The following is a 14,969-nucleotide window of genomic DNA, read 5'->3' as shown; positions in this document are numbered from 1 at the left end:
AACTAAAATGATAAAGAACTATCTAAAAATTGCTTTGCGGCAATTGAATAAGCAAAAAATGTATGGAGCCATCAAGATTGGTGGCTTTGCGTTGAGCATTGCCGCCTGTTTATTGATCGGCCTTTATATTAAGGATGAGCTGAGCTATGATAAAACATACCCCGATGCTGACCGTATTTATCGGGTTATTGAAGTTTATACGCACGATGGAAAAATGGAACGGGGAACTGATTACCCTGCACCAATGGCCGCAGCATTAAAGGCGGATTTTCCTGAAATTGAAAAATCTGCACGTTTAATGCCCAATTCTCTTTTTTGGGGTGCCGGCAGCAATGAACTCAGGCGTGCCGACCAGGTAGAGAATACCCACGAAGAAGGCTTTACTTATGCCGATCAGCAATTGCTGGACATGCTAAAGCTGCCGATGGTGTACGGCGACAGGGCGAAAGCGCTTGCCGAGCCAAACACCATGGTTATTTCAAAACGGAAGGCGGATAAATACTTTCCGAATCAGAACCCTGTTGGCAAAGTGATGTTTTTAAATGGAGATCAAACAAAGCCTTATAGAATTGGCGGTGTGATGGAGAATTTCCCAACCACATCACACCTGCAGTATGATTTTATGCTTACCCTTACGGATAAGGCCCAATGGCCCGGGGAGCAGCAGACCTGGGACGCCAGCAATTACCCCACTTATGTTATGTTAAAACCGGGGGCGAACGTTGCGCAGCTTGAAAAGAAAATAACTGCGGATATTGATAAGAATTACATTTTACCCAACCTGCTAAAAAGCGGCTATAAGGATGCCCGGACAGAAGTAAACAAGCTGTCATTTCAATTGCAGCCAATTGGTGATGTTCATTTAAAATCATACAATATGTATGATGAAACCAACAACCGTGGCGATATTCGCTTTATTTGGTTGTTCGGTGCAATTGCGGGGTTTATATTAACTATAGCCTGCATTAACTTTATCAATCTGTCTACCGCAAAATCGGCAAATCGTGCAAAGGAGGTAGGTCTGCGCAAAGTGGTTGGTTCAACCCGGGGTGGCCTTATCAATCAATTCCTGGCCGAATCAATGTTGTACAGTGTTCTCTCATTTGCGGCCGGCTTAGTACTTGCCTGGGCAATATTGCCGTATTTTAATATACTGGCCTCAAAAACGCTGAGCATGCCGTGGCTGTCGCCTTCATTTATCCTGATCATCCTGGCAAGCGCATTGATAGTAGGTGTACTGGCAGGAATCTACCCTGCTTTTTATCTTTCGTCATTTAAACCAGCCAGCGTGCTGAAGGGTTCTATCAGCACAGGGAGCAAAAACTCGGTGTTGCGTAATGGCCTGGTGGTTTTCCAGTTCACCACATCCATCATATTGATCATCAGTACCTTTGTTATTTATAACCAGATGCAGTATATCCTCAATAAGGATACGGGTTATAATAAGGACCAGGTGCTGATGCTGCAGGGTACAAATACGCTAGGCGATAATGGCGTGAAAACGCTGAAAGAAGAATTACTTAAATTATCATCGATAAAAAGCGTTTCTGTTAGTGATTACCTTCCGGTTGCCGGCACAAAAAGGAATGGTAACACCATGTTCAACTATGGGAAATCAAAAATCGAATCGGGCATTGATACGCAGTTCTGGACCGTTGATGATAGTTACTTTAAAACATTTGGCATAAAGCTGCTGGCCGGCTCAAATTTCTCGGCCAATGTGCAAAACCAGGGTGTTATCATCAACCAGACAATGGCAAAACAGCTCAACCTCAAGGATCCGGTTGGTAAGTCAATTACGCATGGAACTGACCAAATAAGAATAATTGGCGTGATTAAGGATTTTAATTTTGAATCGCTGCGTGATCCGATCAAGGCACTTTGTCTTTCGTATGGCATTAGCAATTCAATTGTTTCGGTAAAAATAAACGGCGGTAACATGCGCAGCACCATTGCGGAAATAAGCTCACTTTGGAAGGGTATCTCGCCGGCACAGCCTTTACGCTACACGTTTATGGACGAACGCTTTGCCAGTATGTATGCCGATGTACAGCAAATGGGCCAAATTTTCACCAGTTTCGCCATCCTCGCTATCATTATTGCCTGCCTTGGCTTGTTTGCCCTGGCCGCCTTTATGGCTGAGCAGCGCAGCAAGGAAATAGGCATCAGAAAAGTATTGGGCGCAAGTGTACAAAGCATCACCAGGTTGCTTTCGTTTGATTTTGTGAAGCTGGTGGCACTGTCGATAGTAATCGCCTCACCCATTGCTTGGTGGGCTATGAACAAATGGCTGCAGGATTTCAGCTATCGCGCACCAATCAGCTGGTGGATTTTTGCAGGAGCAGGGATAGTAGCAATAGTGATTGCACTGGCAACAGTAAGTTTTCAATCGATAAAAGCAGCAATAGCCAACCCGATTAGGGCCCTTAAAAGTGAATAGTAGGCAGTCTGAATCAGAATTTTCAGAATTTAAGAATGAGCAAAATGACGCGGATATATTCTGAAAGTCTTATAATTCTGGAAATTCTGATTCAGACAAATCCTTTGGCTATGAACTATGAACCATCAACTAATAAACATGATAAGGAACTATATAAAAATCGCATGGCGCAATATCCTTAATAACAAGGTTTACAGTGCGCTTAATATTATTGGTTTAGGTGCCGGCATGGCCGTTGCTTTGCTGATTGCCCTTTGGGTAAATTACCAGTACTCATTTGACAGGTTTTTGCCCGATGCGGATAGGCTGTACCAGGTGCGCCGTAATTTTAACAGCAATGGCGATACGCTTACTTTCACTAGCACCTCACTAAAGCTGGCTGATGCCTTACGCAATAATATTCCTGAATTTGAGCATGTTGCCGAGGCCGACTGGACATCTCCCCACAGCCTTATCGTTGGCGAAAAAAAATTATATCCTGTTGGATTCCAGGTTGGAGGTGACTTTTTAAAAATGTTCAGGTTCCCGTTGATAATGGGAAATGCTGAAGGCGCTTTAAAAGAACCCTATTCTATTGTTCTTTCCGAATCAATTGCTAGAGCATTATTTGGTAATGTAAACCCATTAAATAAAATGGTTAGGGTTGATAATAAAGATAATTTAAAAGTTACCGCCATTTTAAAAGACCTGCCGGCTAACTCAAGCATGCAGTTCAGCTACATTATTCCTTTCAGCTATGCAGAGTTAATTCATAACGGCATAAAACAGGCCCGTGTTGGCAGCTTTGGAGATAATGGTTTCCAAATATTTACGGAGTTAAAACCGGGCATTACTTATGCCCACGTATCGGCTAAAATAAAAAACATCGAAAAAAGTGAAACCACCAATGTAAACGCAATGAACTCAAGCGTAATTATGCAGCCTTTGTTAGACTGGCATCTTTACGGTGATTATAAAAATGGGAAGGCTCTTGACGGATTCATCCAATATGTTCGCATCTTCAGCATAATTGGTGTATTGGTGTTGCTGATAGCCTGTATTAATTTCATCAACCTGTCAACCGCCCGTTCTGAGAAAAGAGCAAGGGAGGTTGGCGTACGGAAAGCTATTGGCTCACAACGGAAGGACCTGATCCTACAGTTTTTAATCGAGTCGGCAGTTATTACTTTTATCTCATTTTTGTTTTCCATATTGTTTGTACAATTAGCACTGCCTGCTTTTAACTCACTTACAGGCACCACTATAAGCATTCCGCTTAACAGTTTTGTTTTTTGGCTGATAATGATTAGCTGTGTATTTACTACCGCAATGCTAGCCGGGAGCAGGCCTGCATTTTATCTTTCATCATTTAACGCGGTTAAGGTTTTAAAGGGAACTATAAAAGTTGGCAGATCGGCCGCCATTTCCCGCAAAATATTGGTGGTAACACAGTTTAGTTGTTCTATCGCACTAATCATCAGTACTGTAGTTATTTACAGGCAAATTCAGTTTGCAAAAGACAGGCCTACAGGTTATAACATTAGCCGGTTAATGACCTCGGATATGAATGATGACCTGTACACTAAATACCAGGCGCTAAAAAATGACCTTTTGCAAAGTGGTGTGGTAAAATCGGTTACTACGGCATCAAGCCCGGCAACAGCAGTTCAGGGCCACATGAACCTGGATTACTGGCAAGGTAAATATCCCGGTGAAACAGTAGAAATGGGATCAATTAACGTGTCCGGTGATTACTTTAAAACATTGGGAATGAAAATGAAAGCGGGCCGGGATTTTATGTCGAACGGCCCGTCAGATACGGCGAACGCTATTCTTAATGAAACCGCGGTAAAACGGTTGCGTTTAAAAGATCCGCTGAATCAAATAATTAAAAAGAACGGTAAGCAATACAGAGTAATAGGCGTGGTAAAAGATGCTTTAATGAACTCCCCGTTTGCCGCTGCCGACCCAACCATGTTTACTTATGGCAATGGCGACTATTTAATGTACAGCTTACAGCCTAACATTAATACACATCAGGCAGTTGAAAAATTAACACAGATCTTTAATAAATATAGTCCTTCATTCCCATATCAATACAGTTTTGTTGATGATGAATATAACCGCAAGTTTAGTGAAGAAGTGCTGGTTGGTAAACTTGCCGGCGTATTTGCAGGCCTCGCTATCTTTATATCCTGCCTCGGCTTGTTCGGCCTGGCTGCCTTTGTTGCTGAGCAGCGCACCAAAGAGATTGGCGTGCGTAAAGTTTTAGGTGCAACTGTAACCCAGGTGTGGATGTTGTTGTCAAAGGATTTTGTAGTGCTGGTGATCATCAGTTGCGTAATAGCATCGCCAGTTGCCCTTTATTTTTTGCAAAAATGGCTGATGAAGTATGATTACCGGATAACTATTGGCCCTGGAGTATTTATCATCTCGGCGGTGGCTGCAATAATTGTTACGCTGCTTACCATAAGCGTGCAATCAATAAAAGCAGCACTGGCTAACCCGGTGCGGAGTTTGAAGAATGAGTAGGTAGTTTTAAGCAGGTCGTTATTTTATTTTGTCATCCTGAGCGATAGCGAAGGATCTTCTCCGTAGGACATAAACGCGGAACAGGTATATCGTATACTTGTCCCGCGCAAACCACTCGCTCATTGAAGATCCTTCACTTCGTTCAGGATGACAAAGAAGGCCTACCAAAGAAACAACGGCAATAACCACACTGGCGACACATAGTAAGGATCGTAATATGGTTCGTAGTAGGTTACCGTTTCTTCTTCCACAATAGTACCGCCACCATTGTTGTTATTGTTATTTTGATTTTCCTTTTGCTCTTCTTCCAGAAGTTTTATCATCAGTTCGGAGCCCTGGCCGATCATGTCAACCATAGCATCTTCACCAACTTCATCGGGCTTAATGGCGGTGCTGCAAATCTCTTCTATAGCGTTCCATTCATTGTCCGAAATCAGATCCATCTGCCAGCCTGCCGAAGTGGTGTCAAAACGATTCTCGTTGATGTACGACATGAATACAATTTCGGCCGGATCGATCTTCTTAAAGATAGCAACCGCTATCCGCAGGTCATCAAAACGCTCATCATTTGTAAAGTCGATCCAGGCATCATCGGTATCAAAATCAAAATAACGGGCAAAAGCAAATTCGCCGCTTTCCAGATCGACGTATGAGAAAATATCATACACCTTAAGATATTCGGTATACCGTTTCATAAAGGTGTCGAATACTTCCTGTCCCTTTGCGGTAACCACGTAATTCATACCCGAGGTAGTTACGTAGCCCTTGGACATTAGTTCTATAAACAAAGGCTCCAGCACGCTGTCGTCGCCATTGGCAACAGTTTGAAATTTATGCGTGCCGTTTATCATCTCGTTTAAAAGGATGATGGCTTTGAAAGTTTTTTTATTATCAGTTGTTAAAAACATGATGCAGGTTTGAAAATTTGTCATTGCGAGGAGGTACGACGAAGCAATCCCATCGCCACGTATGATGGATAAGCATACGACGAGGTTGCCACGCTACGCTCGCAATGACAAAGTGTGATATATTTGAGAAGATTAATTCAACAACTTGGTCCTTTTAGCTTTAATAGCTTCCAGTGCATTTGATGCTGAGCCAACGCCCAGAGCCTTGTTGATCTCTTGCTCGGTTGACATTGTTGAATCCTCCAGCTGGGCATAAGCTGCAGCACGGAATTCCTGTGCCGAAGCCTTTTGGTCCATGCGGTTAAGGGTGGCCATCAGACCATCGGTATCAACGTTTGAAAGGGTCTTGTTGATCTTTTCAGAAACCTCGGCAGTTTTAGCGCGTGAGCTGATCAACTGTGCGCGGCTTTCGGTTTCGGCAATCTGGTCCTTAATTTGTTTTATTTTAAGATCCATTACTGCAACGGCGCTTTCTTCCTTTTCGGCCATTTTCGCAAACTGGTCGGCTTCGTTTGTAGCTGCTACATGTGCTTCTGCGGCTTTGTTAGCAAGCTCGGTACCTTTGGCTTCATCAAGTTGCTTGGTTTCTATCCTGTCTAAAAGCTCATTTGTTTTTTTCTCCCAGTCATCTGCTGTGTTGCGGTACTGTAATTCGCTTGCGCGGTGTTGTAAGGCTAAAGCCTTTATTTCGGCTTCGCCCTGGATAGCCTGCTGATAATTTGCTCTTAACTCACGCAGGATCTGATCAGCCATTTTTGACGGATCTTCTAACTTGTCAACTGCGGCGTTTGCTTCTGCTGCGCCTATGCGGAATAACCTGTCGAATATGCTCATTTTCTTAAATTTTAGATTTTATATGTTGTTTGTTTAAATAGATAACGCATTTGTAATTATGATGTTTCGTTATAGAAACCGTCTTTATTAATTCGTGAAAGTCGAAATAATTCACGACAATTCGTATTTTTTTAATGTCTTCTTCCAAATCCGCCACGACTTCTTCCGAAGCTGCTTCTGCCGGAACTGCTGCTTCTGCCAGAGCTGCTGCTCCTGCCAAAGCCACCGCTACGTACAGTACTGCCCGAACTGCGGGTGCCAAACGACCGTTGAGAACTTGTTGGACTGCTAAGGCTTCTCCTATTGCTCATTCTTGATGACATTGAAGAAGATGAAGTTGGCCTGAACGTGCTGTACGTACGGGTGCGTGTATATGACGGCGGATAATAACCATAATGGTACATTGGCACATAATAACTATGTGGGCGCAATAGATAGCTCATCAATAAAACGTCGGTAAACGAAAATGATGAGTGGTAATAATTGTTATAGCCCACATAATTAGGGTTGCCCTGGATGCTCAGATCAGCGGTATTGTTGCTATTATCGGGGCTTACATTAATGCTGGCAACGGTAACCGATTCGGAATCGCTGATGTCGTCTTTTACCTGCAGTTTGTTGTTATCGCCTTCCACAACCTTCAGGTAATCGATGTTCCCGTCCTTATCCAAATCAAGGTTGTTGATATGATTAGCGGGATCGTTAATTGCTTTTTCAAGTGTTTGCGGATCTGTGCTGGTTTTAACAAACTGGGCAAGCTTGTTTACATCAAAGCCTGCAGTAGTGTTATTTTCAATAGTTACATTGTTTTGCTGCGGCCGGTTTTGGTTGCATGCAGAAGCAAGTAATACTAACGAGGTTAGCGCTATAAAGATTCTTTTCATGATGTTTTGGTGATTTATTTTTTTGCCGGCTATCGCAGCTTTTTATTTACCGTGGCCCGGCTGGTTGTTTGTTTTTTATTTACGTGATTTAGATATATAGATGTGGATCAATGTTACAAATTATTTAAGAAATAATTTAGTGATTAGAGACCAGAGGTTAGAGATTAGTTTTGGTGGATAGGTAAATATTTGGGTGGAAATTATTTCTTATTATTGTAAAACGGGTGTTTTAGGCATATAAACCATTAATCGTTTTTAATTTGAAAAAGATCTACTTTATTACACTGTTATTTGCTTGCTGTTTATCGGCGATGGCGCAGCAGCCCACAAAAGCAATTGCAACCCGCACCATTTTTGCTTATGGCGGAAACTACAACAAGCTGTTTATGCAGTATGTAATCAGCCTCACAAAAAAGCAAAATCCTAAGATCTGTTTCCTGTCCACAGCCACCGGGGATAATGCCAATTATATCCTCGCCTGGTACCAGGCTTGCGAGGACCTGCCAATGCGGCCTTATGTGCAGCGCTCGTACGTTGCATCTTACACCGAGAAAAAGACATTTGACGATAACCTGTTGAGCATGGATGCCATTGTAGTTGGCGGCGGCAATACCCTCAACATGATGGCGATCTGGAAGGCGCAGGGGATAGACACAGTTTTAAGAAAAGCCTATAATAAGGGCATTGTACTGGCCGGCGGAAGCGCGGGCTCGCTATGCTGGTTCCAGGGCGGTACCACCGATTCAAGGCCTAAGGATCTTTCTGTTGTACAGGGACTGGGATTTATCCAAACCAGCCATTGCCCGCACTATCACAGCGAACCCTTGCGCAAACCGCTTTACTTCGAAAACATCTTAAAAGGTAAGCTAAACCCCGGCTACGCCATTGACGACCTCGCAGGGATAGTTTTTGAAAACGAAAAGTATATCAAATCCGTTGCCTGCGACGAAAAGAGCAATACTTATTTTGTTTCTGTTATAGATGGGAAGGTGGACGAGAAGTTGCTGCCGGTGGGAGAGGTCTTGAAATGAGGTTAAAGGCGAAAGGTTTTATTGGAGAAACTCAGTAAGTTTTAAAAGCATTTCGAAATTTGTATATTTGTGTATGTCAAAAATGGATGCTATGGTGTACAAGCAAACTTTTATTCCTGATAAAAAGAATCACAGCATTGAAATGCCTGAGCGTTTTTTTGGAAAAAAGGTCGAGGTTATTGTCGTAGAACTGGCAAGCGCTGACGATTCATCATATCCGTCTCCTCCGGCAGGTAAGAAGATATCTGTAAAGGAGTTATTTGAAGACTTTGGTGCTAATTCGGATTTTCCTTCAATTGAAGAAATAAGATCAAAAGCGTGGCCTTCTAAATGGTAATATTCGATACCAATATTCTGATCGAGATTTACAGGGGAAATTCCGTAGTCCAGAATGAAATCCAACAAATTAAATCTGATACCTTTTATATAAGCAGTGTCACGGCCGCTGAATTCATGGCTGGAGCGAGAGACAAAGCTGACTTTCAAAGAATAAATAATCACCTTGATAAGTACACTATAATTTCGATCAACTCAGATATTTCAGATATTTTTATCGACCTTTTTAAAACGTATACATTAAGCCATCGACCAGCAATTGCCGATACACTTATTGCCGCAACTGCACTTTACCACCATTTGCCGCTTTATACACTTAACAAAAAAGATTTTAGATTTATTCCCGGGTTAAAACTAATATAACTAAGTTTTTTCTCATCCCCTCTAATCGTTAAAATCCATTAACGACAAACTCCTCTTGAACGCCGTTAAAAACAGACAAAAAGTGAAAAATCCCGGTTATCTTTGTAGCAGACTATGAAATACCTGCGCTGGCTTTTACTACCTTTTTCGTTAATTTATGGCCTGGTGGTTATTATGCGTAACTGGTTTTATGATGCCGGGCTGTTTAAAAGCTACCGGTTCACCAAACCAATTATATCTGTTGGCAACCTTGAAGTAGGCGGTGCAGGCAAAAGCCCGATGACGGAGTATCTTATCCGTTTACTAAAATCAGACTATAAGCTGGCAACGTTAAGCAGGGGATATGGGAGGAAGACGAAGGGATATTTAGTCTTGAGTCTTGAGTCGGAAGTCTTGAGTCAAGAGTCAGGAGTCAAGAATCAAGAAAGTCCCGTTACTATAGACTCGGGACTCAATACTCAGGTCTTAAGACTTTCCTCAAAAATAGGTGACGAGCCCGCACAGTTCAAACAAAAATTCCCGGATATTACCGTTGCTGTTTGTGAAGACAGGGTTTACGGATTAAACAAGTTATTGCCCAATCATGATTTAATATTAATGGACGATGCCTACCAGCACCGCGCTGTTCAACCAGGCTTCAGTATTTTATTGTTCGATTATACCCGCATCAATCAGCCCCATTTTTTATTGCCGGCCGGAAATATGCGCGAGCCTATGAGCGGCAGGTGGCGTGCGCAGGTGATCATCATATCCAAATGCCCGCCAACGCTTACCAATGATGAACTTAATGCCCTCGCTTACAAAATTGAACCGCTGCCTTATCAGTCGTTATTTTTTACTTCGATAGCCTACCAGCAATTAAGTGATTTGCAGGGTAACCCGGTGGCTGTGCCGATAGATGGGGATACCACGGTGTTCCTGTTAACCGGGATTGCTAATCCGAAGCCGCTGTTGCAGCATTTGCAGGGGAGTACATCGCACATCATTCATCACAATTATCCCGACCATCACCTGTTTACCTTAAAAAATATCAGTAAACTTGCCGCTGAATTCGCAGCCCATCCGTCACAAAAAAAAATAATTGTTACAACAGAAAAGGATGCGCAGCGTTTAGATGAATCCTGGCTGAATGCCGGGCTGTCAAACGGCGATACGTTACCTGTTTTTATGATGCCGATAAGGGTTGAATTTTTGAACGGCAACGGCCCGCAGTTTGATAAAATTATTTTAGATTATGTTAGAGAGCATTCAGAGAACCACATCATACATTAAAGGCCGCATCGGCGACTTTCAGCCCGAAGTAGGCATCATATTAGGCACAGGTCTTGGTGCCCTCGTGAATGAAATTGAGGTTGAAAAACAACTGATGTATTCAAATATCCCTGATTTTCCTATTTCAACTTTGGAGTTTCATTCGGGTAAGTTGATCTTCGGTAAGCTAAATGGGGTTAACGTTGTTGCCATGCAAGGGCGTTTGCACTATTATGAGGGCTATAACATGCAGCAGATCACCTTTCCGGTGCGGGTGCTTAAGATGTTGGGTATAAAAACGCTGTTTGTTTCAAACGCCAGCGGCTCATTAAACCCGGATATAAAAAAAGGCGACCTGGTAGTAATTAACGACCACATTAACCTGCAGCCGCAAAATCCGCTTACTGGGCGTAACGATGAGGACCTTGGGCCGCGTTTTCCGGATATGAGCGAGCCGTATAACCGGGAACTTACAGCTAAAGCGTTAAATATTGCAAAGGCAAACAATATTACCTGCCACAAGGGAGTTTACGTTGGAGTTACGGGCCCTAACCTGGAAACAAAAGCCGAATACCGGTACTTGCGGATAATAGGTGGGGACATTGTTGGGATGAGCACCGTGCCTGAAGTAATTGTGGCGCGCCATGCGGGTTTAACCGTTTTTGCCATATCGGTAGTAACCGACGAAGGGTTTCCGGACGAACTAAAGCCGGTGTCGCTGGAAGAAATACTGGCCGTGGCTCACGATGCGGAACCAAAAATGACGTTGATACTTAAAGAATTGATAGCTGGTTAATGCCTCAGAAAATAAAATACCTCCTTTTGCTTTTGGCATGTGTTTTTACACAGGCAGCTTTTGCGCAAATTCCGGTAAATCCGAACACAAACCCTGGTGATCCGCAGCGACGTGTTAATCTGCGGGATACCAGTACCAGGAACGGCGGTAAAAAGCTCACCGATGACCAGCAAATGGATACATTGCGCAAAAACCAGGAAAGAAGAAAAGATAGCGTTGTTTTTAACTCAAAACTAATTAGGGTTACCAGTGAACGCTTTTTACGGGATAGCACCGTATTGTTTCCGCTGGATACCGGGCTTTATAACTATGAAAACTATAGCCCTTTATTGCAACCGCGCAGCCCTAAAATAAGCTTGGGTAATACCGGCTTACCTGCCCGCAGCCTGCTCTTTGAGCCATCACACACCATTGGCTTTGAAACTGGCCTGCACGAACTGGATCCCTATATGCTGCGGCCCGAAAATATAAATTATTACCGGGCCCGGGTGCCGTTTACGCAGCTCTACCTGGTAGGGTACACAGGCGTTAAGGAGCAGATCTTTAAGATAACGCACGCACAAAATGTTAACCCGCAACTAAATGTTGGCTTTAACCTGAATTTTACCGGATCGCGGGGATATTATAGCAACAACAGCGTTCTGTCGCAAAATGTAAGTGATGTTAATGCAGCAGGCTTTGCCTGGTACGAATCAAAGGGTAAGCGGTATAACCTGCTCACCAATTTAATATATAACAACATAAAAGCGCCAGTGACGGGATCGATCTTGAACGACTCCATTTTTGTTACCGGCTCTATTGATAAATCCACACTGCCGGTAAGGCTGCCTGCATCATACGAAAATTGGAAGGGCGCATCGTTTTATTTGAAGCAAACTTATTATATCGGGCATATAGATAGTACGGTTGCCGGAAAGGGTAAGGCAAACATATTGCCCACGCAGCGTTTAGCTTACACCATAAAATACGATGCATTGAAATACGAGTACCTGCAAAACGGGGATGACAATTACAATGTATTTCCCGATTATTACTTCAGCTCAAACCGGTCGCGCGATTCACTTTCGGTCAAGCACCTGCAGAATGATTTCTCCTATAGTTTTTACCTGCGAAGTAAGAAGGAGAAGGCAATAAAAAATGAATTAAAGCTTGATGTCGGGCTTACGCAGGATATTTTCAGTTATAGCCAGTTTGTGAGCGATACCACTTTAGACCAATATGGAAGCAAGGTTGTGCGAGCCATAAAACAGCAGGCAACCTCGTTCCAGGATTTGACGGTAAAGGGTCGGCTAAGCTATAAGTTAAGCGATAGGGCTGCCCTGGAAGGAAATGTGCAGCAAATTGTACAGGGGCGCGACTTTGGAGACTTTCTATATGATGCCAAGCTCACACTCGCTGGTAATAACAAAGCGGGGAAGATAATTTTGGAGGGCTATTCGCAAAGCAGCACGGCGCCGCTGGCTTATACAAGCTGGGTGTCGAACCATTTTATTTTTCATAACAAGTTCAGCAATCAAAAAACAAACAGCGTATCCTTTAATTACATCAACAGCCCGTTAAAGCTGGACCTAAAGGTGGAATACTTTTTAATAAACGACTATTTGTATTTTACTGCACAGGATAATGGTATAGATGCTCATCCGGCGCAGCTCTCATCGCCCATTAACCTTATAAAGGTCAGCTTTGGCAAAAGTATAGCCTGGCGAAGGTGGCATTTTGACGATTATATTGTTTATCAGAAAACCGATTACCAAAGCACACTACGCACGCCGCAGGTTTATAACTACGCCAGCCTGTATTATAAAACATTGTTATTTAACGTGCTGTATTCAAACATCGGGGTTGATGTGCGTTACAACAGTACGTATAGTGCGCCATCATACGCACCCGGTTTGGGGCAGTTCTATAACGGACCAAACGTAATGTTTTCGTCGTACCCGGTGGCTACCGTGTTTCTTAAAGCCACACTGCAGCGCACCAACCTTTTTATAATGTACGATTATGCCAACCAGGGGCTGTTCAGCAAAGGCTATTACACAGTAAACCGGTATCCGCAACAGGATGCGGCCTTGAAAATAGGGGTGTCATGGACGTTCTATAACTAGAGATTAGTTTTAGTCCGAAAGTCTGTAAAGTCCGAAAGTCAGTAAAGTCCGGAAGTCCGAAAGAAAAAGTAGCATTGCTCCCGCGAGCTTTCAGCTCGTGGTAAGGCATTGCGTCAGTTTTCAACTGACGGAGCATGAAGCTTAAGTTACACAAAATAGATCGCATTTGATACGGAGCGCACCGGGTGAAGGTTTCCCTCTAACCTCTTATTAACTGGTCATTAGTCAACTAATCTCCAATCAACTAACTCACGTCTTCTGCTTTTTCTTCCTCGCAGCAGGAAATAACACGTTATTCAATATTAGCCGGTAGCCAGGCGAGTTAGGATGCAGTTTAAGATCGGTTGGCGGGTCACCAACCATGTGCTGGTAATCTTCGGGATCATGGCCACCGTAGAATGTCCATTGGCCCTTGCCGTATTCACCGTGAATATATCGGGCTTCGTTATTGCTTTTCATTTCGCCCATGATGGTTACGCCGGGCTTAAGCAGATTTTTGTTGAATGCGGTGGTAAGTCCCATAAAACCCTTTATCACCTTGTCGTGGTTTTGGGTGAGCATGCTGGGCACCACATCCCATTTTGCTGAAAAATCAAATAAGGTGAAAAAATCCCTTGACCGTTCTATTGTCCGTGTGGTAGTAACATCAATATTGCTGAACTGGTGCGACATAGGGTTCATATCCAGCGTAAAATTCTGAAAAGCAAAAGTCTGGCTGAAGTCCAATTTTGATTGCGCGCCGGGATCTGCTGCATCGCCGTCAAACATCTGTTCGCAGATGTCGGTATTGGCGGCTGAAAGCGCAATGTCAAAAGTATCTGTACCAGAACACATGGCGAACAGGAAACCACCACCGGCGCAAAAATCGCGGATGTGTTCGGCAACCGCCAGCTTCATCTGTGATACTTTTTTAAAGCCCAGTTTGTGCGCCGTTTCTTCCTGGATGCGGATATCGTCGTTATACCATTGCTCGTACCTGAATGCACCGTAAAACTTGCTGTATTGCCCGGTAAAATCTTCGTGGTGCAGGTGCAGCCAGTCGTACTTGGGTAGGTCGCCCTTTATTACTTCCTCATCATATATTACATCGTAAGGGATTTCGGCATATTTCAAAACCAGCGTAACGGCATCATCCCAGGGAAGCTTATTCTTTGGCGAATAAACAGCCATTTTAGGTGCCTTTTCCAGCTTAACCACATCCATGTTTACAGACGGATCGCTCACTTCGGTCAGAATCTGGTTCACTTTTGCATCAGCCAAAACTTCATAGCTTACCCCGCGGATCTTACATTCATCCTCCACTTTTTTATCATACTTCAGCATAAAGCTGCCACCGCGGTAATTAAGCAGCCAATCAATTTCCTCGCCGTTTTTCAAAGTCCAAAAAGCAATGCCATACGATTTAAGGTGATCTTTTTGCTCCTCATCCATGGGGATTAATATGGAGGCAGCCCTGGTTATTATGGGTAAAAGGAGAAAGGCGAAAGGTAAAAGGTATTTTATGGAAAAG

Annotated in this window: 12 protein-coding genes; 8 read left to right on the top strand and 4 right to left on the bottom strand. The window is 43.4% G+C overall.

The window, feature by feature from the left end:
* The first annotated feature begins 7 nt into the window (after window positions 1–7).
* Together KXD93_RS27440 and KXD93_RS27435 are read left to right on the top strand one after the other, a co-directional pair.
* Entirely contained in the window at window positions 8–2,440 is a 2,433-nt protein-coding gene (locus KXD93_RS27440) for an ABC transporter permease (RefSeq protein WP_258140743.1), read from the top strand.
* A 138-nt stretch (window positions 2,441–2,578) separates the two neighbouring features.
* Window positions 2,579–4,951: an ABC transporter permease gene (locus tag KXD93_RS27435; protein ID WP_258140742.1), complete on the top strand. Its 2,373-nt coding sequence runs from the start codon at window positions 2,579–2,581 to the stop codon at window positions 4,949–4,951.
* A gap of 161 nt (window positions 4,952–5,112) precedes the next feature.
* Here KXD93_RS27435 and KXD93_RS27430 read toward each other — a convergent pair whose 3' ends face one another.
* The 3 genes from KXD93_RS27430 to KXD93_RS27420 all read right to left on the bottom strand — a co-directional run bounded on the left by KXD93_RS27430 (window position 5,113) and on the right by KXD93_RS27420 (window position 7,577).
* Window positions 5,113–5,859, bottom strand: a complete 747-nt coding sequence (locus KXD93_RS27430; protein WP_258140741.1) for a hypothetical protein — start codon at window positions 5,857–5,859, stop codon at window positions 5,113–5,115.
* A 132-nt stretch (window positions 5,860–5,991) separates the two neighbouring features.
* Window positions 5,992–6,693, bottom strand: a complete 702-nt coding sequence (locus tag KXD93_RS27425; RefSeq protein ID WP_258140740.1) for a PspA/IM30 family protein — start codon at window positions 6,691–6,693, stop codon at window positions 5,992–5,994.
* Window positions 6,694–6,824: 131 nt separating this feature from the next.
* Complete coding sequence (locus tag KXD93_RS27420) at window positions 6,825–7,577, bottom strand: hypothetical protein (RefSeq protein WP_258140739.1); 753 nt, start codon at window positions 7,575–7,577, stop codon at window positions 6,825–6,827.
* A gap of 260 nt (window positions 7,578–7,837) precedes the next feature.
* On the opposite strand from KXD93_RS27420, the gene KXD93_RS27415 reads away from it, so the two are divergent.
* The 6 genes from KXD93_RS27415 (at window position 7,838) to KXD93_RS27390 (ending at window position 13,459) form a co-directional block, all read left to right on the top strand.
* Window positions 7,838–8,608: a Type 1 glutamine amidotransferase-like domain-containing protein gene (locus tag KXD93_RS27415; protein WP_258140738.1), complete on the top strand. Its 771-nt coding sequence runs from the start codon at window positions 7,838–7,840 to the stop codon at window positions 8,606–8,608.
* 73 nt (window positions 8,609–8,681) lie between these two features.
* On the top strand, window positions 8,682–8,945 hold the full coding sequence (locus KXD93_RS27410) for a hypothetical protein (RefSeq protein ID WP_258140737.1): 264 nt from the start codon (window positions 8,682–8,684) through the stop codon (window positions 8,943–8,945).
* On the top strand, window positions 8,939–9,307 hold the full coding sequence (locus tag KXD93_RS27405) for a type II toxin-antitoxin system VapC family toxin (protein ID WP_258140736.1): 369 nt from the start codon (window positions 8,939–8,941) through the stop codon (window positions 9,305–9,307). The genes KXD93_RS27410 and KXD93_RS27405 overlap by 7 nt, the downstream gene beginning before the upstream one ends.
* A gap of 114 nt (window positions 9,308–9,421) precedes the next feature.
* Entirely contained in the window at window positions 9,422–10,579 is a 1,158-nt protein-coding gene (locus tag KXD93_RS27400) for a tetraacyldisaccharide 4'-kinase (RefSeq protein WP_258140735.1), read from the top strand.
* Entirely contained in the window at window positions 10,542–11,354 is an 813-nt protein-coding gene (locus KXD93_RS27395; RefSeq protein ID WP_258140734.1) for a purine-nucleoside phosphorylase, read from the top strand. The genes KXD93_RS27400 and KXD93_RS27395 overlap by 38 nt, the downstream gene beginning before the upstream one ends.
* The gene (locus KXD93_RS27390) at window positions 11,354–13,459 is read left to right on the top strand and encodes a putative porin (protein ID WP_258140733.1); all 2,106 of its coding nucleotides are present in this window, start codon (window positions 11,354–11,356) and stop codon (window positions 13,457–13,459) included. The genes KXD93_RS27395 and KXD93_RS27390 overlap by 1 nt, the downstream gene beginning before the upstream one ends.
* 249 nt (window positions 13,460–13,708) lie before the next feature.
* Here the strand turns inward: KXD93_RS27390 and KXD93_RS27385 are convergent, their stop codons facing one another.
* Complete coding sequence (locus KXD93_RS27385; RefSeq protein ID WP_258140791.1) at window positions 13,709–14,890, bottom strand: asparagine synthetase B; 1,182 nt, start codon at window positions 14,888–14,890, stop codon at window positions 13,709–13,711.
* Window positions 14,891–14,969 lie beyond the last annotated feature (79 nt).

Origin of the sequence: Mucilaginibacter phenanthrenivorans (assembly GCF_024721155.1) — a bacterium.
In the GTDB taxonomy this organism is placed as follows: Bacteria; Bacteroidota; Bacteroidia; order Sphingobacteriales; family Sphingobacteriaceae; genus Mucilaginibacter; species Mucilaginibacter phenanthrenivorans.
The sequence above is the reverse complement of the archived record's forward strand: the minus strand, read 5'-3'. Positions and strand labels throughout refer to the sequence as shown.

Excerpts from the sequence above, each read along its gene's own strand:
- KXD93_RS27440 (WP_258140743.1), top strand. The coding sequence starts at position 8 with ATGATAAAGAACTATCTAAAAATTGCTTTGCGGCAATTGAATAAGCAA.
- KXD93_RS27435 (WP_258140742.1), top strand. The coding sequence starts at position 2,579 with ATGATAAGGAACTATATAAAAATCGCATGGCGCAATATCCTTAATAAC.
- KXD93_RS27430 (WP_258140741.1), bottom strand. The coding sequence starts at position 5,859 with ATGTTTTTAACAACTGATAATAAAAAAACTTTCAAAGCCATCATCCTT.
- KXD93_RS27425 (WP_258140740.1), bottom strand. The coding sequence starts at position 6,693 with ATGAGCATATTCGACAGGTTATTCCGCATAGGCGCAGCAGAAGCAAAC.
- KXD93_RS27420 (WP_258140739.1), bottom strand. The coding sequence starts at position 7,577 with ATGAAAAGAATCTTTATAGCGCTAACCTCGTTAGTATTACTTGCTTCT.
- KXD93_RS27410 (WP_258140737.1), top strand. The coding sequence starts at position 8,682 with ATGTCAAAAATGGATGCTATGGTGTACAAGCAAACTTTTATTCCTGAT.
- KXD93_RS27405 (WP_258140736.1), top strand. The coding sequence starts at position 8,939 with ATGGTAATATTCGATACCAATATTCTGATCGAGATTTACAGGGGAAAT.
- KXD93_RS27400 (WP_258140735.1), top strand. The coding sequence starts at position 9,422 with ATGAAATACCTGCGCTGGCTTTTACTACCTTTTTCGTTAATTTATGGC.
- KXD93_RS27395 (WP_258140734.1), top strand. The coding sequence starts at position 10,542 with ATGTTAGAGAGCATTCAGAGAACCACATCATACATTAAAGGCCGCATC.
- KXD93_RS27390 (WP_258140733.1), top strand. The coding sequence starts at position 11,354 with ATGCCTCAGAAAATAAAATACCTCCTTTTGCTTTTGGCATGTGTTTTT.
- KXD93_RS27385 (WP_258140791.1), bottom strand. The coding sequence starts at position 14,890 with ATGGATGAGGAGCAAAAAGATCACCTTAAATCGTATGGCATTGCTTTT.